The sequence below is a fragment of the Bradyrhizobium sp. Bra78 genome (genome assembly GCF_024519855.1).
In the GTDB taxonomy this organism is placed as follows: domain Bacteria; phylum Pseudomonadota; class Alphaproteobacteria; order Rhizobiales; family Xanthobacteraceae; genus Bradyrhizobium; species Bradyrhizobium japonicum_G.
In genome coordinates this window covers 321,589-343,023 of the sequence record NZ_JALJRE010000001.1, presented here as the reverse complement: position 1 = coordinate 343,023, position 21,435 = coordinate 321,589, and the positions used below count along the sequence as shown (strand labels likewise).

25 protein-coding genes are annotated in these 21,435 nt (G+C 63.9%); 16 read left to right on the top strand and 9 right to left on the bottom strand.

The annotated features are described in order from the left end of the window. Positions 1-26: 26 nt before the first annotated feature. The 4 genes from OC450_RS01650 to OC450_RS01635 form a co-directional block, all read right to left on the bottom strand. Positions 27-284, bottom strand: coding sequence for a DUF3297 family protein (locus tag OC450_RS01650; protein WP_018318553.1), 258 nt, complete (start codon positions 282-284; stop codon positions 27-29). After that, positions 281-757: a glutathione peroxidase gene (locus OC450_RS01645; RefSeq protein WP_211384373.1), complete on the bottom strand. Its 477-nt coding sequence runs from the start codon at positions 755-757 to the stop codon at positions 281-283. Before OC450_RS01645 ends, OC450_RS01650 begins: the two co-directional genes overlap by 4 nt. 2 nt (positions 758-759) lie before the next feature. After that, positions 760-2,160, bottom strand: a complete 1,401-nt coding sequence (locus OC450_RS01640) for an amidase family protein (protein WP_262047047.1) — start codon at positions 2,158-2,160, stop codon at positions 760-762. A 139-nt stretch (positions 2,161-2,299) separates the two neighbouring features. Further along, complete coding sequence (locus OC450_RS01635) at positions 2,300-2,557, bottom strand: DUF6894 family protein (protein ID WP_211384371.1); 258 nt, start codon at positions 2,555-2,557, stop codon at positions 2,300-2,302. A gap of 249 nt (positions 2,558-2,806) precedes the next feature. On the opposite strand from OC450_RS01635, the gene pqqA reads away from it, so the two are divergent. The 10 genes from pqqA to OC450_RS01585 all read left to right on the top strand — a co-directional run bounded on the left by pqqA (position 2,807) and on the right by OC450_RS01585 (position 12,797). Continuing rightward, on the top strand, positions 2,807-2,887 hold the full coding sequence (gene pqqA, locus OC450_RS01630; RefSeq protein ID WP_007595659.1) for a pyrroloquinoline quinone precursor peptide PqqA: 81 nt from the start codon (positions 2,807-2,809) through the stop codon (positions 2,885-2,887). A 117-nt stretch (positions 2,888-3,004) separates the two neighbouring features. Further along, positions 3,005-3,934, top strand: coding sequence for a pyrroloquinoline quinone biosynthesis protein PqqB (gene pqqB, locus OC450_RS01625; RefSeq protein ID WP_262047046.1), 930 nt, complete (start codon positions 3,005-3,007; stop codon positions 3,932-3,934). 20 nt (positions 3,935-3,954) lie between these two features. Further along, complete coding sequence (pqqC, locus tag OC450_RS01620; protein ID WP_410050490.1) at positions 3,955-4,710, top strand: pyrroloquinoline-quinone synthase PqqC; 756 nt, start codon at positions 3,955-3,957, stop codon at positions 4,708-4,710. An 11-nt stretch (positions 4,711-4,721) separates the two neighbouring features. Then, on the top strand, positions 4,722-5,033 hold the full coding sequence (pqqD, locus tag OC450_RS01615) for a pyrroloquinoline quinone biosynthesis peptide chaperone PqqD (protein ID WP_211384368.1): 312 nt from the start codon (positions 4,722-4,724) through the stop codon (positions 5,031-5,033). Then, positions 5,030-6,229, top strand: a complete 1,200-nt coding sequence (pqqE, locus tag OC450_RS01610) for a pyrroloquinoline quinone biosynthesis protein PqqE (RefSeq protein ID WP_262047044.1) — start codon at positions 5,030-5,032, stop codon at positions 6,227-6,229. The genes pqqD and pqqE overlap by 4 nt, the downstream gene beginning before the upstream one ends. Then, a complete protein-coding gene (pip, locus tag OC450_RS01605; protein WP_211384366.1) occupies positions 6,219-7,205 on the top strand; it encodes a prolyl aminopeptidase in 987 nt (328 codons plus the stop codon). Before pqqE ends, pip begins: the two co-directional genes overlap by 11 nt. Positions 7,206-7,218: 13 nt before the next feature. After that, entirely contained in the window at positions 7,219-7,896 is a 678-nt protein-coding gene (locus OC450_RS01600) for a DUF4286 family protein (RefSeq protein ID WP_211384365.1), read from the top strand. Between the two features lie 232 nt (positions 7,897-8,128). Next, entirely contained in the window at positions 8,129-9,928 is a 1,800-nt protein-coding gene (locus OC450_RS01595; RefSeq protein ID WP_262047043.1) for an FAD-dependent oxidoreductase, read from the top strand. Continuing rightward, on the top strand, positions 9,898-11,745 hold the full coding sequence (locus OC450_RS01590; RefSeq protein ID WP_262047042.1) for a 2-oxoacid:acceptor oxidoreductase subunit alpha: 1,848 nt from the start codon (positions 9,898-9,900) through the stop codon (positions 11,743-11,745). Before OC450_RS01595 ends, OC450_RS01590 begins: the two co-directional genes overlap by 31 nt. Further along, entirely contained in the window at positions 11,742-12,797 is a 1,056-nt protein-coding gene (locus OC450_RS01585) for a 2-oxoacid:ferredoxin oxidoreductase subunit beta (RefSeq protein ID WP_262047041.1), read from the top strand. The genes OC450_RS01590 and OC450_RS01585 overlap by 4 nt, the downstream gene beginning before the upstream one ends. Here OC450_RS01585 and OC450_RS01580 read toward each other — a convergent pair whose 3' ends face one another. From OC450_RS01580 to OC450_RS01570, 3 genes are all read right to left on the bottom strand, one after another. After that, entirely contained in the window at positions 12,798-13,244 is a 447-nt protein-coding gene (locus tag OC450_RS01580) for a DUF4399 domain-containing protein (protein ID WP_211384361.1), read from the bottom strand. Positions 13,245-13,261: 17 nt separating this feature from the next. Continuing rightward, positions 13,262-14,812: an SUMF1/EgtB/PvdO family nonheme iron enzyme gene (locus OC450_RS01575; protein ID WP_262047040.1), complete on the bottom strand. Its 1,551-nt coding sequence runs from the start codon at positions 14,810-14,812 to the stop codon at positions 13,262-13,264. A 250-nt stretch (positions 14,813-15,062) separates the two neighbouring features. Then, positions 15,063-15,635, bottom strand: coding sequence for an STM3941 family protein (locus tag OC450_RS01570; RefSeq protein ID WP_262047039.1), 573 nt, complete (start codon positions 15,633-15,635; stop codon positions 15,063-15,065). A 196-nt stretch (positions 15,636-15,831) separates the two neighbouring features. Between OC450_RS01570 and OC450_RS01565 the strand changes: the two genes are divergently transcribed. The 6 genes from OC450_RS01565 (at position 15,832) to OC450_RS01540 (ending at position 18,604) form a co-directional block, all read left to right on the top strand. Next, positions 15,832-16,452, top strand: a complete 621-nt coding sequence (locus OC450_RS01565) for a hypothetical protein (RefSeq protein ID WP_211384358.1) — start codon at positions 15,832-15,834, stop codon at positions 16,450-16,452. Between the two features lie 40 nt (positions 16,453-16,492). Next, complete coding sequence (locus tag OC450_RS01560) at positions 16,493-16,942, top strand: DsrE family protein (RefSeq protein WP_262047038.1); 450 nt, start codon at positions 16,493-16,495, stop codon at positions 16,940-16,942. A 203-nt stretch (positions 16,943-17,145) separates the two neighbouring features. Then, positions 17,146-17,469 (top strand): ArsR/SmtB family transcription factor, encoded by a 324-nt coding sequence (locus tag OC450_RS01555; protein ID WP_211384356.1) that lies wholly within the window; start codon positions 17,146-17,148, stop codon positions 17,467-17,469. After that, entirely contained in the window at positions 17,466-17,897 is a 432-nt protein-coding gene (locus OC450_RS01550; protein ID WP_211384355.1) for an SRPBCC domain-containing protein, read from the top strand. The genes OC450_RS01555 and OC450_RS01550 overlap by 4 nt, the downstream gene beginning before the upstream one ends. Before the next feature lie 54 nt (positions 17,898-17,951). Further along, complete coding sequence (locus tag OC450_RS01545; RefSeq protein WP_372702963.1) at positions 17,952-18,164, top strand: hypothetical protein; 213 nt, start codon at positions 17,952-17,954, stop codon at positions 18,162-18,164. Beyond that, complete coding sequence (locus OC450_RS01540; protein WP_211384353.1) at positions 18,161-18,604, top strand: DUF1801 domain-containing protein; 444 nt, start codon at positions 18,161-18,163, stop codon at positions 18,602-18,604. Before OC450_RS01545 ends, OC450_RS01540 begins: the two co-directional genes overlap by 4 nt. A 9-nt stretch (positions 18,605-18,613) precedes the next feature. Here OC450_RS01540 and OC450_RS01535 read toward each other — a convergent pair whose 3' ends face one another. Then, on the bottom strand, positions 18,614-20,149 hold the full coding sequence (locus OC450_RS01535) for a SpoVR family protein (protein ID WP_262047037.1): 1,536 nt from the start codon (positions 20,147-20,149) through the stop codon (positions 18,614-18,616). Continuing rightward, positions 20,146-21,423, bottom strand: coding sequence for a YeaH/YhbH family protein (locus tag OC450_RS01530; RefSeq protein WP_211384798.1), 1,278 nt, complete (start codon positions 21,421-21,423; stop codon positions 20,146-20,148). Before OC450_RS01530 ends, OC450_RS01535 begins: the two co-directional genes overlap by 4 nt. Positions 21,424-21,435 lie beyond the last annotated feature (12 nt).

The following is a 21,435-nucleotide window of genomic DNA, read 5'->3' as shown; positions in this document are numbered from 1 at the left end:
TCGCTCGCAATGACGGCGGTTGGACTTTACTTCTTGTCCCTGAAATACGGCTCCACCGGCCCGTGCACCTTGATGGTCAGCGGGTTGCCGTGGCGGTCCTTGGCATTGCCGGCGGTGACGCGGACCCAGCCTTCGCTGATGCAGTACTCCTCGACATTGGTCTTCTCGACGCCCTTGAAGCGAATGCCGACGTCGCGCGCCAGGATGTCCGCGTTGTAATAGGGGCTGTTCGGATCGACCGACAGGCGGTCGGGAAATTCGTCGCTCATGATTGTCTCGCTCATAACAGGGTCTCGATTTGCTGCCGCAATCCTTCGGGCCGGGCGGTCGGCGCGTAGCGCGCGATCACCTTGCCGGCACGGTCCACCAGGAATTTCGTGAAATTCCATTTGATGGCGGCGCCGAGCAGGCCGGATTGCTGGCGTTTCAGGTACTCGTACAAAGGGTGCGCGTTGCTTCCATTGACGTCGATCTTCTCGAACAGGGGAAAGGTGACGTCGTAATTGGCCGAGCAGAACGCCTGGATCTCGCTCGCCCGCCCCGGCTCCTGCGCGCCGAACTGGTTGCAGGGGAAGCCGAGCACGGAGAAGCCGCGCGGCGACAGGTCGCGATAGAGATCCTCGAGGCCGCGATATTGCGGCGTGAAGCCGCATTTGCTCGCAGTGTTGACGATCAGCAGCACCTGTCCCTCGAAACGGCGCATGGCGACTTCGTCGCCGGCAAGTGAGTTGGCCTTGAAGTCGTAGATCGCGGACATCGCTAGCCCACGGGATCGATCGGCGACGGCGGCACGCCGCCCGCCTCGATCGCTTCGCCGGCGAGGAGGCAGAGATCCTCGCGGTAGCGGCCGGACACGATATGCACGCCGACCGGCGCCTTGCCGACGAGGCCGGTGGAGACCACCAACCCCGGCAGCCCCATGAAGGGAATGGCGATCTGCGGCAGCTGCGCTTCCCAGACGCGCTTGAAGGATTCGTCGTCCTTGCGGTCGAGGTGATCCGGGAACGGCAGCTCGCCGGAGACCGGCGTCAACAGTACCGCGTAGGTCTCGAAGAACGCCATCCAGTCGCGGGTCAGCGTGGCTCTTCGGGTCAGCGCCTTGGCGTAATTCGGCTGGTCCATCGGCGTCACCCTGCTGCGGTTGCCGCGCAGGCACGCCAGCGCGCCGGGATCGCCCTCGCGCTCGGCCATTTCGAGTTGCGCCTCGTAGCCGTCGCCGAGCCAGAGCTTAATCTGCCACTCGACCGCTTCGCGCATCGGCGGGGTGTTCTCGATTGTCTCGACGGTCCAGCCCGCCCGCTCCAGGCGCTTGCCGGCGTCAATCACCGCGGCCTTCACCTCAGGCGTGGTCGCAAGGCCGTCCGGGTTGAGGCAGAGCGCGGCGCGCTTCGGCCGCGCCGGGCCTTCCAGCGGCGCCGGCACGAACCAGGGGTCGCGGGCGTCGCGGGCCGACATCGCGGCGAGCGAGATCCTGATGTCGTTGACGGTACGCGCCAGCGGACCCGACACCGCCATGATCTGCGGCCCGATCGGGCGCTCCGGCAGCGCCGGGTTGAAGGCGGGAATCCGGCCCAGCGTCGGGCGCAGGCCGTGCACGCCGCAGGCATAGGCGGGATAGCGGATCGAGCCGGCAATGTCGGTGCCATGGGCGATATGGCCGATGCCGGCCGCAACCGCCGAGCCGGCGCCGCCGGACGAGCCGCCCGGCGTCAGCGAGGCATCGCGGGGGTTCTTGGTGTCGCCATGGACCAGATTGGTTGTGAACCAGCGATAGGAGAAGGCTGGGCAATTGGTGCGCCCCAGCAGAACGGCGCCCGCTTTGCGGAAATTGGCGACCACGGGATTGTCCTCGCGCGCGATCAGGTCGCGCTGGAGTTTCAGGCCGTTGGTGGTGGCAAAGCCCTCCTGGTCGACATTGGCCTTGATGGTGACGGGCACGCCGGCCAGCACACCGGGATCCTCCCCCCTCGCGATGGCGGCATCGACGGCGTCGGCCTGCTTGAGCACGTCGTCCGGCCGGTGGTCGATCACGGCGTTGAGCCTGGGATTGACGGCGTCGAGCCGGGCGAGCCCGGCCTGGGCCGCCTCCCTGGCGGAGACTTTTTTGGCTTTGACGAGGGTGACGAGGTCGGCGGCCGAAAGGCGCCAGAGATCTTGCATGGCGAACTCCGTGTAACCGCCGTCTTTTAGCGCCGGGAACGCGGCAAAGCCATGCGGATTTCGCAGCGGCGAAGGGGGTGGGATGTGCGGACTATGGCCGCAACCGCCGTCATTGCAATGACGGCGGAGAGAGCCGTGGCTAATGCCGCGTCGCAGACTGGTCCGGGATGTCCAGGAGCGCCTCGGTGAAGGGGAATTCGAGCACGATCTCGCCTTCGACGTCGGTGACCTCGATCACCGCCTCCATCAGGGCCGGCTGGGCGCCCTCCGATTTCACCACTTCCAGGATCATCTGGCGGGCGACCTCCCAGGCGCGATCGGGATTGCGCAGATCCTCTCCCTCGGGATCCACGATCAATTCGTCGCCGATGCGGGTGTTGAAGAAATATTTGGGCATCACGAGATCCAGCTAAAGTCGCCTGTACCGGATTGAAAGCTGCACTGCACTCACAACTGCTTTATCAGGACAGCGTTCACGACCGAATGCGCCAGGCGCAGGGCCGCATCACCAGAAAGTACTGTTCCCCGCGCATTTTTCGCGGCGCAATATGGCCCTGCTCGGGAAAATTTCACTGGCGAACTTTTGTGCTCGCAGTAACTTAGCCTCGGGCGGATACGTCCGAAATCTCGAAAATGGAGAGCCAAAATGGCCTGGAAAGCCCCCAAGATCGTCGAAGTGCCCTGTGGCATGGAAATCAACATGTATGTGAGCGCCACCCGCAAGTAAGCGGTTGGTGATCTGCGTTCTGCGCAGGTGGATCTTTCGGTCACGATGCATGTCCGGAAGACAGGATTTGTGTCGGCGTGAGGTCCACCTCGCGACATTGCCTCCAGGAGACGGATCATGCTTCGCGTCGTCGTCCTGGGCGCCGGGGCCGGCGGCGGAGTTCCGCAATGGAATTGCGGTTGCGAGGGCTGCCGGGCGGCGCGCAGCCACGGCCAAGAGCTTCATCGAACCCAGGCCTCGGTCGCCTTCAGCGGCGATGGCGAGCACTGGTTTTTGATCAACGCTTCCCCTGATCTCCGCCAGCAATTGAATGCCACGCCGCAGCTGCATCCCAAGGCAGGCGCGTTGCGCCACACGCCGATTGCGGGCGTGATCCTGACCAACAGCGAAGTGGACGCGGTCGCGGGCCTGCTGTCGATGCGCGAGGGCTCGCCCTTCACGGTCTATGCGCACGAGAAGGTGCTGGCGATCCTGAACAGCAACAGCATCTTCAACGTGCTGAACGAGAAGAACGTCAGGCGCCAGCCGATCGCTATCCGCGAGCCGTTCGAGCCGCGGCTGCCGGACGGCGCGCGCTCGGGGCTCGAGGTGCTGCCCTTCGCGGTGCCGGGCAAATCGGCGTGGTATCTGGAAGGCAAGGCACATCCCGGCGGCCAGAGCGGCGACGGCGACACGCTGGGGCTCAAGATCACCGACAAGTCGACCGGCAAGTGCTTCTACTTCATCGCCGCCTGCGCCGAGGTGACCGACGCACTCAAGGCCGAGATCGACGGCGCTGCGCTGGTGTTCTTCGACGGCACGGTCTGGCGGGACGACGAGATGATCAGGGCCGGGCTCGGCCACAAGACCGGCAAGAGCATGGGTCATGTCGCGATGTCCGGCGACGACGGCGCGATCGCGCGGCTCGCCGACCTCACACTCGACAGGAAGATGTTTCTGCATATCAATAACTCGAACCCGGCGCTGCTGCCTGGCTCGCCCGAGCGCAAGTCTGCTGAGCGGGCGGGCTGGCAGATACCCGCCGACGGAACGGAGATCGTGCTGTGAATGCCGCGTCACTGACTGGAATGACTGCGCTCTCGATCGGCAAGGACATCAGGCTCACTAGCGCCGAGGAGCTGGAGGCGACGCTGCGCCATATCGGCGCGACGCGCTATCACAGCCTGCATCCGTTCCATAGGCTGCTGCATGGCGGCAAGCTGAACAAGGGCCAGGTGCAGGCCTGGGCGTTGAACCGCTATTATTACCAGAGCACGATCCCGATCAAGGACGCGGTGGTGATCTCGCGCTTCCGCGACCGCGCCACCCGGCTGGAATGGCGCCACCGCATCGAGGACCATGACGGCGATGTCGGCAGCGAGGGCGGCATCGAACGCTGGCTGAAGCTGACCGAAGGCCTCGGGCTCGACACGGCCTATGTGGAATCGACCGAGGGCATCTTGCCGGCGACGCGCTTCGCGGTCGAAGCCTATGTCCACTACTGCCGCGAAAAGAGCCCGCTGGAGGCGATCGCGTCCTCGCTGACCGAATTGTTCGCGCCGAACCTGCACGAGGAGCGTATCTCCGGCATGCTGGAGCACTACGACTTCGTCAATCCCGATATCATGAGCTACTTCAAGCGGCGCCTGACCCAGGCGCCGCGCGATGCCGGCTTTGCGCTCGATTACGTCAAGGCGCATGCCACGACGCCGGAGCAGCGCGCGCAGGTCTGCAATGCGCTGATCTTCAAGACCAACGTGCTGTGGGTGCAGCTCGATGCGCTCCAGCACGCCTATGTCGAGGGCCACATTCCGCCGGGCGCGTTCGTGCCCAAAGCGGGTTAAGGGATAAAGCGATGGCCGGGCCGCGCAATATCAGCGTCAGCGAGGCAAGCCGCCCGGTGCTGCCGCGGCACGCCAGGCTGAAATACGACGAGACGCGACAAGTCTGGGTGATCCTGGCCCCGGAACGGGTGCTGGCGCCGGACGAGATTGCGGTCGAGGTCTTGCAGCTCTGCAACGGCGAGCGCAATGTCGGCGATATCGCCGATCAGCTGGCCGCGAAATATGCCGCACCGCGCGAGGCGATCCTGGCCGACGTCATCGTCATGCTGCAGGATCTCGCCGACAAGGGCTTCCTCACGGAGGCCCGGGAGAAGACGTCATGAGCGATGTGCTCGGCAACCCGGCAATTCCACCCGACGCCAGCGACAGCCTCGCGGTGCTGGAGAAGCAGCGCTCGACGGCGGAAACCTTCGGCATTCCGCTGGCGGTGCTGCTCGAGATCACCCATCGCTGCCCGCTGCAATGCCCCTATTGCTCGAATCCGGTCGAGCTCGACCGCTCGGGCAAGGAGCTGACCACCGGGGAATGGAAGAAGGTCCTGAGCGAGCTTGCCGAGATCGGCGTGCTGCAGGTGCATTTCTCCGGCGGCGAGCCGACGGCGCGCAAGGATCTCGTCGAGCTGGTCAAGCATGCGAGCGACGTCGGCCTCTACACCAACCTCATCACCTCGGCCGTGCTGCTGACGCGCGAGCGGCTGAGCGAGCTTGCGGACGCCGGGCTCTGCCACGTCCAGATCTCTTTCCAGGGCGTCGAAGAAGGCCTCGCCGATCGCGTCGCCGGTTATAAAAACGGGCATCGCAAGAAGCTCGAAGTGGCGAAATGGACCCGCGAGCTGGATCTGCCGCTGACCGTCAATGCGGTGATGCACCGGCAGAACCTGCATCAGCTCCCTGACATCGTCCAGATGTCGGTCGATCTAGACGCCGACCGGCTCGAGGTCGCCAACGTGCAATATTACGGCTGGGCGCTGAAGAACCGTGCCGCGCTGATGCCGACAGTGGCGCAACTCGACGAGTGCACCCGGATCGTCGAAGAGGCGCGCGAGCGGCTGAAGGGGCGGCTGACGATCGACTACGTCGTTCCCGACTATTACGCGCTGCGGCCGAAGAAGTGCATGGGCGGCTGGGGCCGGCAGTTCTTCAACATCTCGCCCGCCGGCAAGGTGCTGCCCTGCCACGCCGCCGAAAGCATCACCGGACTCGACTTCGAATCGGTGCGCTCCAACCATTCGATCGCCTGGATCTGGCAGAACTCCGAGGCCTTCAACCGCTATCGCGGCACCGGCTGGATGAAGGAGCCGTGCAAGTCCTGCGAATTCCGCGAGATCGATTTCGGCGGCTGCCGCTGCCAGGCCTTTGCGCTGACCGGCGATGCCGCCAACACCGACCCCGCCTGCGCACTGTCGCCATTGCACGAAACCATCTTCAAGCAGGCCGAGCGCGAGGCCGAAGGCGAGACCAACCGCTTCCTCTACCGCAACTTTGCCGGTGGCACCTTGGAATCCGAGAATGGCGCCTGACGCCGACGCGGCCGCATCCGCCAGGCGCGCCGATCCCTTTGCGCCGCTGACCTCCGAAATGCTCGATGTCGGCGAGGGCCACGAGCTCTATGTCGAAAGCGTCGGCCGTGCCGACGGCATTCCCGCCATCTATCTGCATGGCGGCCCCGGCAGCGGCTGCCAGCCCGATCATCGCCGGCTGTTCGATCCCGACCGCTTCTGCGCGGTGTTGTTCGACCAGCGCGGCTGCGGCCGCAGCCGTCCCAAGGGATCGCGCCAGCACAACACCACGGCGCACCTGATCGCGGACATGGAGAAGATCCGCGAAAAATTCGGCTTCGAACGCTGGATAGTGGTCGGCGGCTCCTGGGGCGCGACGCTGGCGCTGGCTTATGCGCAGGCGCATCCCGGGCGCGTCAGCGGCATTGCGCTGCGCGCGACGTTTCTCGGCACGCGCGCGGAAGTGGAGACGGCCTTTACCTCGCGCCTGTCGCAATTCTATCCCGCGCTCTACGAGGATTTTCTGAGCGTACTGCCGCTAGAGGAGCGCGAGCGGCCGGTGGAAGCTTACTATCGCCGCATCCTCGATACCGATCCCGCCGTGCACGGGCCCGCGGCGCGCGCCTGGCACGACACCGAACGCGCGTTGTCGGAACACAAGGCGGCAAAGACGCGGCTGGACCTGGCGTCGCTGAACGTGTGGCGCACATTGCCGGCGACGCCGTTCATGGAGGCGCATTATTTCGTCCACGACAGCTTCATGACGGAGGACCAGCTGTTGCGGAACGCCGGCAAGCTCGATGGCATTCCCGGCATCATCGTTCAGGGCCGCTACGACCTGTTGTGCCCTCCTGAGACATCTCAGGCGCTGGCGAAGGCGTGGCCGGGTTCCGAGATTCGCATCGTGGAAGAAGCCGGGCATTCGCTCTATGATGCCGGCGTGCGGGACGCGGTCATGAAGTCGATCGCAGACCTCGCATCAAAGGCCGCACGATAACAGGACAAGAAAAATGCCGCTCGCCGGGAAAGGCATGCTGCTGACGTCGATGAATATCGACGCGGCCGATGAGGCCGATTTCAACCGCTGGTACGATCGCGAGCATCTGGAAGAGCGCGTTGCGATCGAGGGATTCCTCGAAGCGCGGCGCTATGTCGCGCACGCCGCCAATCCCAAATATCTCTGCCTGTATTCGACCGCGACGCTCGACGTGCTCGACAGCCCTGCCTACCGGGCGCGGCTCGCCAACCCGACCGACTGGTCGCGGCAGAGCATGGCGCGGTTCAAGGACATGCTGCGCGTCGTCGCGCGGATCACCATCAGCAACGGAGCAGGGCGCGGCGCCGCGCTCGGCGTGGTGCGGCTGCGGCCGACCCCGGAGAATGCCGTGGCGTGGCGTGACGCACTGCAAGAAAGGCTGGCGCCGGAAAAACACGACGGCATCATCTCGATGCATCTGCTCGAAAGCGAGCCGGAATTGTCGGGTGCGACGCCTGAGATTCCGGCAATGCGCAACGAAGGTGCACGCGACTGGTTCGTGCTGATCGACGGCACCCGTGTCGGCGCGGTCTCGGCGGTCATCGCCGAAAGCTTCACCGGTCCTGCGGCAGCGCCCTTCCCGCTTCCGGTCTCGGTCGGCACTTACGCGCTGATGTGGGATCTGGCGAAGAGCGAGATCGCGCGCGGCTGAAGCAGCGCAGCGCAACATGTTGCACCGCCGCATTGCTGCGCGCTTCCGTTAATGCTGTGCGCGCGCAGCTCCCATGAAAGAGGGGAAGCGCGAAAATTTGCCGTTGTACTTCGGACCGGTTCTAATAAGCTAACCCAATGACGTCATTCAGAAACCAGATCGACGCGCGTTAAGCGTTCGCCAAGCTCAGAAGAGGCCGCCGGGTCTTTGAGCCTGCGCGGACAGGGTAGGAATGAAACCGACCGATATCGCGGCCCCCGACTACTTTCACAAAGTGGTCGATTGCCAATGGGCCTGTCCTGCGCACACCCCCGTTCCCGAATACATCCGACTGATCGCCCAAGGCCGCTACAGCGACGCCTACATGATCAATTGGAAATCGAACGTGTTTCCCGGAATTCTGGGACGCACCTGCGATCGTCCATGCGAGCCGGCATGCCGCCGCGGACGCGTCGAGGAAACGCCGGTCGCGATCTGCCGCCTCAAGCGCGTCGCTGCCGACTTCAAGGACGACATTACGCATCGCCTGCCGAAGCCCTCCGCGAAAAACGGCAAGCGCGTCGCATTCGTCGGCGGCGGCCCCGCGTCGCTGACGGTGGCGCGCGACCTCGCGCCGCTCGGCTATCACTGCACCGTGTTCGACGGCGATCCGGAAGCCGGCGGCATGATGCGCACGCAGATCCCGAAATTCCGCCTGCCCAACTCGGTGATCGACGAGGAGACCGGCTACATCCTGGGTCTCGGCGTCGAGTTCAAGGGCGGCCACCGCATCGAGAGCATGAAGGCGCTGCTCGCCGAGAAGTATGACGCGATCTTCGTCGGCTCCGGCGCGCCGCGCGGCCGCGAGCTCGACATTCCCGGCCGCAAGGAAGCTGCCGCCCACGTCCATATCGGCATCGACTGGCTGTCCTCGGTGTCGTTCGGCCACACCGACAAGATCGGCAAGCGCGTGGTCGTGCTCGGCGGCGGCAACACTGCGATGGATTGCTGCCGCACCGCGCGCCGGCTCGGCGGCGAGGACGTCAAGGTCGTCGTGCGCTCCGGCTTCGAGGAGATGAAGGCCTCGCCCTGGGAGAAGGAGGATGCGATCCACGAGGACATCCCGATCCTCAACTTCCTTGTTCCGGTTTCTTTCATCCACGACAGCGGCAAGCTCACCGGCATCACCTTCCAGAAAGTGAAGGCCGAATACGACGCCAAGGGTCGCCGCAACCTCGTTCCATCCGGCGAGCCGGACCAGACCATCGAATGCGACGACGTGCTGGTCGCGGTCGGCCAGGAGAATGCCTTCCCCTGGATCGAGCAGGATTGCGGCATCGAGTTCGACAAATGGCATATGCCCAAGGTCGATCCGAAGACCTTCGTCTCGACCAACCCCAAGGTCTTCTTCGGCGGCGACGCCGCGTTCGGTCCGAAGAACATCATCTGGGCCGTGGCCCAGGGCCACGACGCCGCGCTGTCGATCCACAAGCTGCTGTCGGGCGAGGACATCACCGAACGGCCGCTGCCGGAGGTGAATGTTTCCTCGCAGAAGATGGGCATCCACGAATGGAGCTATGACAACGACATCTCCAACGACAAGCGCTTCAAGGTGCCGCATCGCGACAAGGTGATCGCGCTGAAGGACATCCGCACCGAGGTCGAGCTTGGCTACGACGTCAAGCTGGCGCTGGGCGAGGCCGAGCGCTGCCTGAACTGCGACGTCCAGACCGTGTTCTCGACTTCGCTCTGCATCGAGTGCGATGCCTGCGTCGACATCTGCCCGATGGACTGCATCACCTTCACGGAGAATGGCGAGGAAGCCGATCTGCGCCAGCGCCTGAAGGCACCGTCGCTGCACCCCGACCAGGACCTTTACGTCTCCAGTGACCTCAAGACCGGACGCGTGATGGTCAAGGACGAGGATGTCTGCCTGCATTGCGGGCTGTGCGCCGAGCGTTGTCCCACCGGAGCCTGGGACATGCAGAAATATTTGATCGAAATGACTCAAGCGGGATCATCATGTCCGACAAGAAGCCGATCAGCAGCGTAAACGACTTCGTCGTCCGTTTCGCCAACGTCAACGGATCGGGTTCGGCCAGCGCCAACGAGATGTTCGCGCGCGCGATCCTGCGCCATGGCGTTCCGGTGTCACCGCGCAACATCTTCCCTTCCAACATCCAGGGGCTGCCGACCTGGTACGAGGTGCGGGTGACCGAAGACGGCCATCTCGGCGCCCGCGGCGGCGTCGACATGATGGTGGCGATGAACCCGCAGACCTGGGACAAGGACGTCGCCGGCATCGAGCCCGGCGGCTATCTGTTCTACGATTCCACCAAGCCGATGCCGTCGACCAAATTCCGCGACGACATCACCGTGATCGGCGTGCCGCTGACGGCGATCACCAACTCGACCTACACCGATCCGCGCCAGCGCCAGCTGTTCAAGAACATCATCTATCTCGGCGCGCTCAGTGCGCTGCTCGACATGGACCCGAAGCTGATCGAGCAGCTGATCGGCGAGCAGTACAAGGGCAAGGAGAAGCTGCTCTCCTCCAACGTCCACGCGCTGCATCTCGGCCGCGACTGGGCGCTGCAGAACCTCAAATGCCCGATCGGTCTGCGCGTGAAGAAGTCCGACAAGGTCGGCGACCGCATCTTCATCGAGGGCAACAGCGCCGCCGCGCTCGGTGCCGTCTATGGCGGCGCGACGGTGTGCGCCTGGTATCCGATCACGCCGTCCTCGTCGGTGGCGGAGGCCTTTACCGCCCATTGCAAGAAGTACCGGCACGACCCTGATACTGGCATGGCGAAATACGCCATCGTCCAGGGCGAGGACGAGCTTGCCTCGATCGGCATCGTGATCGGCGCCTCCTGGAACGGCGCCCGCGCCTTCACCGCGACCTCCGGCCCCGGCATATCGCTGATGACCGAGTTCATCGGCCTGTCATACTTCGCCGAAATCCCGGCCGTGATCATGAACATCCAGCGCGCCGGCCCCTCGACCGGAATGCCGACCCGCACCCAGCAATGCGACATCATCGCCTGTGCCTATGCCTCGCACGGCGACACCAAGCACGTGCTGCTGTTCCCGGAAGATCCCGCAGAAGCGTTCGAATTCGCGGCCGCCGCCTTCGATCTCGCCGAGCGGCTCCAGACCACGATCTTCCTGATGCTCGACCTCGACATCGGCATGAACCACCGGCTCTGCCGTCCGCTGAAATGGGATGACGCAAGGCAGTACGACCGCGGCAAGGTGATGACCGCGGAGATGCTGGAGGAAGGCCGCGACTTCGGCCGCTATCTCGACGTCGACGGCGACGGCATCCCCTACCGCACCTATCCCGGCACGCATCCGACCAAGGGCTCCTATTTTACCCGCGGCACGTCGCGCGATCGCTATGCGCGCTACTCCGAGGAGGGCTCGGTCTACGCCGACAACATGCAGCGCCTGATGCGCAAGTTCGAGACCGCGCAGGATCTGGTCCCGCGTCCGCTCCAGGCCAATGCCGAACGTCCGACCAAATACGGCGTGATCTATTTCGGCTCGACCTCGCCGGCGATGGACGAGGCGATCGCCCTTCTGGAAGCACGCGGGCATCAGCTCGACCGCCTGCGCATCCGCGCCTTCCCGTTCCACTCCAGCGTCGCGAGCTTCCTCGCCGAGCACGATTTCGTCTACGTGGTCGAGCAGAACCGCGACAGCCAGCTGCGCCAGCTCATCGTCAACGAGAACGGCATCGACCCGGTGCGGCTCGTGCCGATCGTGCATTACGACGGCTCGCCGATCACCGCCCGTTTCATCGCAAAAGCCATTGGCGACCACCAGGATCACCTCAAGGTGACCCCGCTCCGCAAGGCCGTATCATGACCTACATTGCAAAGCCGAAATTCCACCATCCGGGCCTCAAGAAGAACGAGCTCGGCTACACCCACCGCGACTACGAAGGCAAGATCTCGACGCTGTGCGCCGGCTGCGGCCACGATTCGATCACGGCCTCGATCATCGAGGCCTGCTACGAGCTGTCGATCGAGCCGCACCGGGTGGCAAAAATCTCCGGCATCGGCTGCTCGTCGAAGACGCCGGACTATTTCCTCGGCAATTCGCACGGCTTCAACTCCGTGCACGGCCGCATGCCGTCGGTGCTGACCGGCGCCAACCTCGCCAACCGCGACCTGATCTATCTCGGCGTCTCCGGCGACGGCGATTCCGCCTCGATCGGCTTCGGCCAGTTCGCCCATTCGATCCGGCGCGGCGTCAACATGACCTATATCGTCGAGAACAACGGCGTCTACGGCCTGACCAAGGGGCAGTTCTCGGCGACCGCCGACCGCGGCTCGAAGTCCAAGAAGGGTGTCACCAATACCGACAACGCCATCGATCTCGTCGCGATCGCACTTCAACTGGGCGCCACTTTCGTCGCGCGCTCGTTCTCCGGCGACAAGACCCAGCTGGTGCCGCTGATTGCGGCGGCGATCCGCCACAAGGGCGCGTCCTTCATCGACGTCATCAGCCCCTGCATCGCCTTCAACAACCACGCCGGCTCGACCAAGAGCTTCGACTACGTCCGCGAGCACAATGACGCGGTCAACCGGCTCGACGTGCTGGTCGGCCGCGACCCGATCGCGGTGGATTACGCGCCGGGCACCGTGCAAATGGTCGAGCAGCATGACGGCAGCAAGATCGCGCTGCGCAAGATCGACGCCGACTACGATCCGCACGACCGGCTCGGCGCGCAGACGTTCCTCGCGAGGCACGCCGCCAAGGGGCAGATCGTCACCGGGCTCCTCTATGTCGACCCCGATGCGGAAGATATGCACGCGCATCTCAACACGGTCGAGATGCCGCTCAACACGCTGGAAGCGGACACGCTGTGCCCGGGCTCGGCGGCACTGGACAAGTTCAACGCCAGCCTGCGCTGATCATTTGCCGCGCTGAAGCGGCGGCCTGACGCGCACGGTGATCTTGTCCGACACGACAGGCGGCTCGAACGGATAGTGTTTCGCGTCGCCCAGCACCAGCTGAAGGGTATGGGTCCCGGGCGGAAGCTCGAGAAATGTTTCGGTTTGCCCTGCCCCGAAATGCAGATGCGACTTGTCCTGCAGGATCGGCTCCTTCGGATCGAGGGGTTCGCTGACGTCGACCAGCAAATGATGATGGCCGGCGTTCTGGTAGTCGTCGCCGGCATGCGTCACGCCCATGTTGCGCAGGCCGAACCGAACCAGGAATCCGCCGCGCACCTTCTGCCCGTCATACGGGGTGATGAAATAGAGCTTTGCGTCCTTGGGAGCGGTCTTGCCCTGCGAACAGGCGATGCCTGGAATCAATGCGAGCGCAGCCGACAGCACAACGCAGCGAAGGATTTGCATCAGATTTACTCCAGCACCTAGGGACTGAGAGCGACGCGGAATCCATGCGTCGGGTAACGAACATTGGTATCGTAACCATCGCGGTTGGACGGTCGCACGTATCGCGAGTCGTTCTTCCAGGAGCCCGAGCGCAGGACGTGCGAGCTGCAGTCCCCCCCACTCCATGCCGAGCCGTCATTGGGCGCGCCCTGATAGGTCTTGTGCCAGCAATCATCGACCCATTGGTCGACGCCGCCGCCCATATCGTAGAGCCCGAAGGGATTGGGCTTGAAGCTGCCGACTTTCGCCGGCTGCTCGGCCGCGGCGTCGCCGCAATCCTTGCACCCGGCCATGCCCGGCTGGAGCTTGTCGCCCCACCAGTATTTGGTCTGCGTTCCGCCCCGCGCCGCATATTCCCATTCGGCTTCGCTTGGGAGCCGGTACGACTTCTTTGTCGCCTGCGCGAGGAACGCAGCATATTGCTGTGCGTCGGTCCAACTCGCATTGGTGATCGGCGCATCGTCCTTGCCGACGGCAGTGAAGGCGCACGCCTTTGCGGCTGCGCATTCGTTCCACTGCTGGACCGTCACCGGGTATTTGCCGATCGCGAACGGCTTGATCGCGACCTGGTGGACGGGTCTTTCCGTCGGGTCATCGTTGCTGCCCATCGCGAAACTGCCGCCGCGGATCGCGATCATTTCCGGCTCCTGGACCGACATCGTGGATTGCGTCGGAACTGGCGACGGCGAGGTTGTGGGCGCCGCTGTGATCGAGGGAGAAGCCGCAGGTGCTGTCTGCGGCGCCTGCGTCGAAGAACCGGGTTCGGCTTGAGCGGATTGCGACGTGGGGGATGCTGCCGGAACCGGCAGCGGGGGAGCCGCAGCCTGCTCGCCGGGGCTGTGTGGCTGCATGAGCAGATACCAAAGTACGCCGCTCGCAATAACAAGCAGTGTCAGTCCCAGCAGGAATATCAGCACATTCTCGCGCCGACCGCGCGTCCTGCCGACGGCATCCGCATCCGGCAGCACACGGTAGATGCGCACGGGATCGGTGATGTTCTTCACCTTGCGGTCGCCAAGCGCTTCGTAACCGCACACCACCTTGTGCTTGATCTGCTCGTAGATCGCGCCCGAGATATAGACCTGACCGGGCTCGGCGATGCCCTCGATCCGCGTGGCGATGTTGACGCCATCGCCATAGACGTCGTCCGGCTCCACGATGACGTCACCGAGATTGACTCCAATCCGGTATTCGATCCGGGACTCCTTCGCCAGCGAGGCGTTGCGGCCAATGAGATTTTGCTGGATGACGATACTGCAGCGGACGGCCTCAACCGGACTGTCGAAAATAGCGATGAAGCCGTCCCCCGTCGTCTTCACCAGGCTGCCGTGATGCTCGACGATACTGGGCTCGATGAGGTCCCGCTCGATCCGCTTGACGCGAACATGCGTGCCTTCCTCGTCGGCCTGCATCAAGCGACTGTAGGAAGCAATGTCTCCGACAATAATCGCGGCGAGACGACGAGACATCCTGCCGTTTGGCGGCGGGTCATCGTGGCTTCCGGATCTGAAGTTGCGAATTTCGCCCATTGCGGGGCACTCCACAAACTTGCAAGAGGCAGCCGCACCCTACGACTTCGAGAGGCATTCGTCTGTGAAGGCTATCACACTGACGAATCGGGACAATGTCGAAGGATCAGCCGACATCGAGTTCCAGCGAACCGAGGGCTTGCATTGCGTGAACCTTCCTGGCCCGGCCTGCGACTAAGGCAACGCACGGAGCCTCGATCACAGCTCGCTGGAAGCGGGCACGCTGTGCCCGGACTCGGCGCATCGCGCTCTAATGGACCGGCTCGGGCTCGGTTGCGGAGCGGCCCGAATATGCCAACCGGCCGGCCGTCCAGTATTTCCGGCAGGTTTCGAATAGCGCTTCGCCGTCCATGGTCAGGCCGCCTGCATTGACGAGCACGCCGTCCGCGCCGATCGGCTTGTTCATCAGCGACAAGACGCGCCTCAGAAAACTCCCGGCGAACCGGTCGGCGAGAAGAGGATCGAGCTGGAGCACAACGATCTTCTGGCTGCGGTATCGCCACATCGACATGTCCCGCACCGAACGCCAGGAGATGGTGTCATCGGCGATCCTGATATCGCGAATGCCGACACGGGTGACGAAGACGACCGGCTCCCGCGAGGAGATCAGCGTCCGGAGCATCTTGCAGGTGGCCAGGCCGAACAACGCGACGCCGAAATAGCAGATCGCGATCTGGAACGCGGTGATGTTCTTGGCGTCGTGCCAGTTGAATGCGAGTGCGGCACACAGCAGCGTCAGCAACAGGCTGGCTCCGAGGAGCCCGAGCAGCCACGCCAGGGAATAGCCGATCGCAAGGTTGGGCAAGTTCTGACTTACGGACATCGTGACCGCCACCAGCCATCTGCAACAACCAGGGGAATATCAACGCCCTCCTTCTAGGGCTGGAACCTTGCGCGAGGCTCCCCGCAGCAGGGTGAGGCGGAAGCACTTGAACGCGGGCCGCTCCGCCTGCGACTAACCGCCAACCGGCCCCGCCTCACCAGGCGGGCCGCCGACGGCTCACGCATCCGGTGCGATCATGAAGCTTGCCCTCGTCCTTCCGCTTGCTCTTGCCGCCTACGTCGGCGCTGCCCGGGCCGATGAGGCCGACGACATCCGCGAAGCCACCAAGGCCGAGGCCGAGACCTTCAACGCGCGCATGTATGCGGGCACGCCCGGCAGCAAGGCCTACGCCTGCTTCGTGCGCCGCTACGATGCCGGGCATCTGGCGCGGCATCCGAAGCAGAAGGTCGCCGCCATGAAGCTGCTGATCTCCGCGGAGGCCGACCAGGAAGACAAGCAGCTCCACAACTCCTTCCGCCTCGGCTTCAGATATCGCCATCGCTCGGGCGATTTCGACTCCAGCGGTTCCTGTAACCATGCCGTGTTCACCAAGGACGGCACCGAGATCCGCCTCGGCTGCGGCGTCGACTGCGAAGGCGGCGGCATCGGCGTGGCGCTGTCGAAGGACGACAAATCGGCAATCGTGCGGCTGGCACGGGTCAGGGTCTGGCAGAACAACAAGCCGGATGACGATGCCGAGCAGTCGCTGGTCGCCGGCGCCGACGACGGCATTTTCCGCCTCGACCGCACCGACACGGCGGAGTGCGCCTCGCTCGTGACCGACCGCAAGGAACTCGCCGCCCTCCGTCACAAATGATATGTCTCCGGCAAATTCAGGTCAGCCGAGGGAGATCGCCATGAACCGCCGGAACATCTTGTGGAGCGCCGTCTCGGCGTTGGGCGCCGCGCTTGGCGCCTCCAGCGCCAAGGCCGCGACGGACGCGGGCCCGGGCAACAAGCTCAAGGTGGTCTACCATCTCAGTGACGCCGAGAAGGTCAATTTCGTGCTCGGCAACATCCAGAACCACATCGACGGTGTCGGCGGCCCGGATCACGTCACGATCGCGCTGGTCATCCATGGGCCGGCGCTGAAGGCGTTTCACGCGGCGCAGGCCAACCCCGACGTCAGCAAGCGCGTCGGCGATTTCTCCAAGGACGGCGTCGAACTCGCCGCCTGCGGCAACACGATGAAGGCGCAGAACATCACGCTGACGGATCTGCTGCCGGGCTTCGTCAGCGCGGAGAAAGGCGGCGTGGTCCGCCTCGCCGAGCTTCAATCGCAGGGCTACCTCTATCTGCGGCCGTAGGCGCCGCCACCTCCTCCGTCGTTGCGAGCGTAGCGAAGCAATCCAGTCCGTCCGCGGAGACAGACTGGATTGCTTCGTCGCAAGGGCTCCTCGCAATGACGGTAGTGCGCGTTGCGCCAACGAGTCCACATCCCCCATCGGGCTTGACACACCCATAACCCTACGGTTATGAGTAAATCCATAACTTTCTGGTTATGGATCTTATGTCCGCCGCACCCGACCTTCTTTTCAGAACGCTCGCCGATCCGACGCGGCGAGCGATCTTCGAACGGCTTTGCCGCGAGGGCGAGCAGACCGTCGGGGCACTGACGCTGCGATCGGGCGTTTCCCAGCCGGCGGTCTCGAAACATCTCGGCGCGCTGAAGCAGGCTGGCCTCGTGCGCGACCGGCATGAAGGACGCCAGACGCATTACAGCGCGCAGCCCGGTGCGCTCAATCCGCTGGTCGACTGGACCAGCCAGATGGCCGGCTTCTGGCAGAACCGGCTCGACGCACTCGACGATCTCCTGAAGAGGATGGACCAATGACCGAAGCTGCAACCGAGACACGTTCCGTCGTCATCGAGCGCGAATTTGCCTTTCCCGCAGAGCGGATCTGGCGCGCGCTGACGCAGCCGCATCTGATCGAGGAATGGCTGATGAAGAATGACTTCAAGCCGACCGTCGGCCATCGCTTCAACCTGCGCGGCGAGTGGGGCGGCGTGCTGGACTGCGAGGTGCTTGCCATCGAGCCTCAGCGCACCCTCGCCTACACCTGGAATTTTGCGCATGAGGACGCAGCGTTCGATCTCAAGAGCGTCGTGACCTTCACGCTGACGCCGACGGGTGCGGGCACGCACCTGCGTGTCGAGCAAGCCGGCTTCAGCCCGACGCAGAAGCAGGCTTTTGGCGGCGCGCATGCCGGCTGGAAGCAGTTTTTCGCCAAGCTGGACGAGGTGCTGGCACGGGCTGAGTAGCTCGGCCGGCGTCCGTTCCGATCATTTGCCAAGGAGGTCTCATTGAGCACGAACATGTGGATTCGACAGATTCATCGCTGGCTGTCGATGGCTTTCACGATCGCCGTCATCGCGAACATCGTCGCCATGATCATGCAGCTCCAGGCCGTGTGGATCGGCCTGATGGCGCTGGTCCCGCTGATCCCGCTGCTCGCGACCGGGCTGTATCTGTTCGCATTGCCCTATCTCGGCCGCAGCGACGCTGTGCGAAGCGAGGCGAGATCATGAAGAAAGCCGTGACCGCGACCAGGAGTGGTCCGACGGAAGCAAAGGCAGCCTCACCCTCCAAATTGATCGACGGCAGGATCAAGGAGCTCGGCGACTGGCGCGGCGAAATGCTGGGGAAGATCCGCGGCCTGATCAAGCAGGCCGATCCCGAGGTCGTGGAGGAATGGAAATGGCGCGGCGTTCCCGTGTGGGAGCACGACGGCATCATCTGCACCGGCGAGACCTACAAGGCGGTGGTGAAGATGACGTTTGCCAGGGGCGCGGCGCTGGACGATCCGACCGGCCTGTTCAATTCCAGCCTCGAGGGCAATGTGCGGCGCGCGATCGATTTTCGCGAGGGCGAGAAGATCAACGAGACGGCGCTGAAGGCACTGATCCGCGCGGCCGTGGACTTGAACAGGTCCAAGGCCAGGAAGAAGCCGGCCAAACGTTCGGCGTAGACGGCGGCGTCAAGCCGCCGCCGGAATCGGGCGCGGGCTCACCACATATTCGCGCAGGACCTTGTCGTTGGCGTCGACCTCGATCAGCGCGACGTCGTAGGTCCAGAGATCGGCGAGATGCTGGAGCACCCGCTTGGCGTCGGTTTCGTTGAGCTGCGCGCCCTTGATGACATGGTGATGCAGGATCAGCCGGCGGTCGCCGGACAGATCGACGTCGATCACCTCGATATTGGCGTCGATGTAACCGACATCGTGCTGCCGCGCCAGTTCGCGCCGCACCCGGCGGAAGCCGCGCTCGTCGTGGATCGCATCGACCCTTATGCCGGCGCGTTCCTCGGGATCGTCATGCAGGTGGAACATGCGGAGTTGCCGCATCAGCTTCGGGCTCAGGAACTGCGCGATGAAGCTTTCGTCGCGATAATTGGCCCAGACGTCGCGCAGCACGCCCATCACGTCGTTCTTGCCGGCGATGTCCGGGAACCATTCGCGGTCCTCGTCTTCCGGCCTGGTGACGATGCGCTCGATGTCCTGCATCATCGCGAAGCCGAGCGCATAGGGATTGAAGCCTGAGAAGCGCTGATCGTCGAATTCGGGCTGGAACACCACATTGGTGTGCGATCCCAGGAATTCGAGGAAATTGCCGTCGGTGATGCGGCCCTGCTGATGCAGCTTGGTCATGATGCGATAGTGGACGTAGGTCGCCGTCCCCTCGTTCATCACCTTGGTCTGGCTCTGCGGATAGAAATATTGCGCGATGTGGCGGACGATGCGGAGCAGCTCGCGCTGCCAGGGCGCCAGTCGCGGCGCGCTCTTTTCAAGGAAATAGAGCAGGTTTTCCTGCGGCAGGCCGAGCAGCTTGCGGCGGCGTTCGAGCGAGATCGCGGACCGGGTCTTCGACGCTCCCTTTGGCACCGTGCGCCAGAGATCGTTGAAGACTTCCTCTTCGTGCTGGCGGCGGCGCCCTGCCCGCTTCTCTTCCTCGCGCAAATCGAGCTTCTTCTTGCCGGGATAGCGGTCGATGCCGTGCGACATCAGCGCATGCGCAGCATCCAGCGTGCGCTCGACCTCGGTGCGGCCGTAGCGCTCCTCGCATTGCATGACGTAGTTCTTGGCGAAATCGAGGTAGTCCAGGATGCCGTCGGCATCGGTCCACTGCTTGAACAGATAGTTGTTCTTGAAGAAGTGGTTGTGGCCGAAAGCCGCGTGCGCGATCACCAGCGTCTGCATCGTCGCCGTGTTCTCCTCCATCAGATAGGAGATGCAGGGCGAGGAGTTGATCACGATCTCATAAGCGAGCCCCATCAGGCCCTTGCGATAGGACGCTTCGTGGTACGCGAACTGCTTGCCGAACGACCAGTGCTTGTAGAACAAGGGCATGCCGACCGAGGAATAGGCATCCAGCATCTGCTCGGCGGTGATGACCTCGATCTGGTTCGGATAGACGTCGAGCCCGAGATCCTTGAATGCCACCTCCTCGCAGGCATCGGTGATGCGCTGCAAGGTGTGGAAATCCCAATCGGCGCCTTCGAACAAGCGTTCCGTCATGGAGCGGCTTTCTCCTGGGCAGTTTCGCGGCGCTGGAACAGGTCGTGGAACACCGGGAAGATCTCGCTGCGCTCGCTGACCTTGCGCATCGAGAGCGGTGCGCCGCTGTTGCGCAGGCGTTCGTAGAGGGTCCAGAGCGAGGAGTCGGAGAGATCGAAGGCGCTGCCGCCGGACTCGCCGACCTCGAGATAGGCGAAGAACTGGCAGACCGGCAGGATCTTGTCGGTCAGCAGCATGCCCGTGAGCTCGCCGTCGGAATAGGAATTGTCGCCGTCGGAGGCCTGCGCGGCGTAGATGTTCCAGTCCGAGGGATTGAAGCGTTCGCGCACGATCTCGTGCATCGCCTGGAGCGCGCTGGAGACCAGCGTGCCGCCAGAGGCCGGGCCGTAGAAAAACGTCTGCTCGTCCACCTCCTCGGCGCGGTCGGTGTGGCGGATGAAGACGATGTCGACATGCTTGTAGCGGCGCTTCAGGAACACGTAGAGCAGCATGTAGAAGCGCTTGGCCAGATCCTTCATGTGCTCGGACATCGAGCCTGACACGTCCATCAGGCAGAACATCACCGCCTGGGCGACCGGCTTGGGCACCGTCTCGAAGCGGCGGTAGCGGATGTCGAGCGGATCGATGAAGGGAATGCGCTTGGTCTTCGCCTTCAGCTTTTCCAGCTGGGCGAGCAGCACCACCCGCTCGTCCTCGTCCGTGCATGCGGCGATCGCGGCTTCCAGCTCCTCGATCTCGTCCTTGCGCGGACGCTTGAGCGCGATGCGGCGCGCGAGCGCGAGCCGCACCGTCCGGCTGACGGAGATATTCGCCGGCGAGCCGGACGTGGTGTAGCCGGCGCGCTGGATGCCCTCGCTCTCGGTCTGCGCGATCTTGCGCTTGGCAAGATCAGGCAGCTCGAGGTCGTCGAGGAAGAGATCGACGAACTCGTCGCGGCTCAGCACGAAGCGGAAGGCGTCCTCGCTGTCGCCTTCGCCCGGACCGGAATCCTTGGCGCTGCCCTGCCCCGAGCGCTGGAGGTAGTCGCCTTCAATGAACTTCTTGTTCCCGGGCAGCACCATGTCGCGCGTGCCGCCTTCGCGGCGGAAACGCGGCTCGTGCATGCCGTCGAGCGGTATCGTGATCTCACCACCCTCCAGGACGTCCTTGATGTCGCGTTCCTGCGAGGTCTTCTTGACGGCGCCCTGCACCAGGGATTTGGCCCGACGCAAGAACCGCTGCCGGTTCTCAAGACTCTTGCCGCCTGGATTCAGGCGCCTGTCAATGATGTGAATGGCCACTTTCTC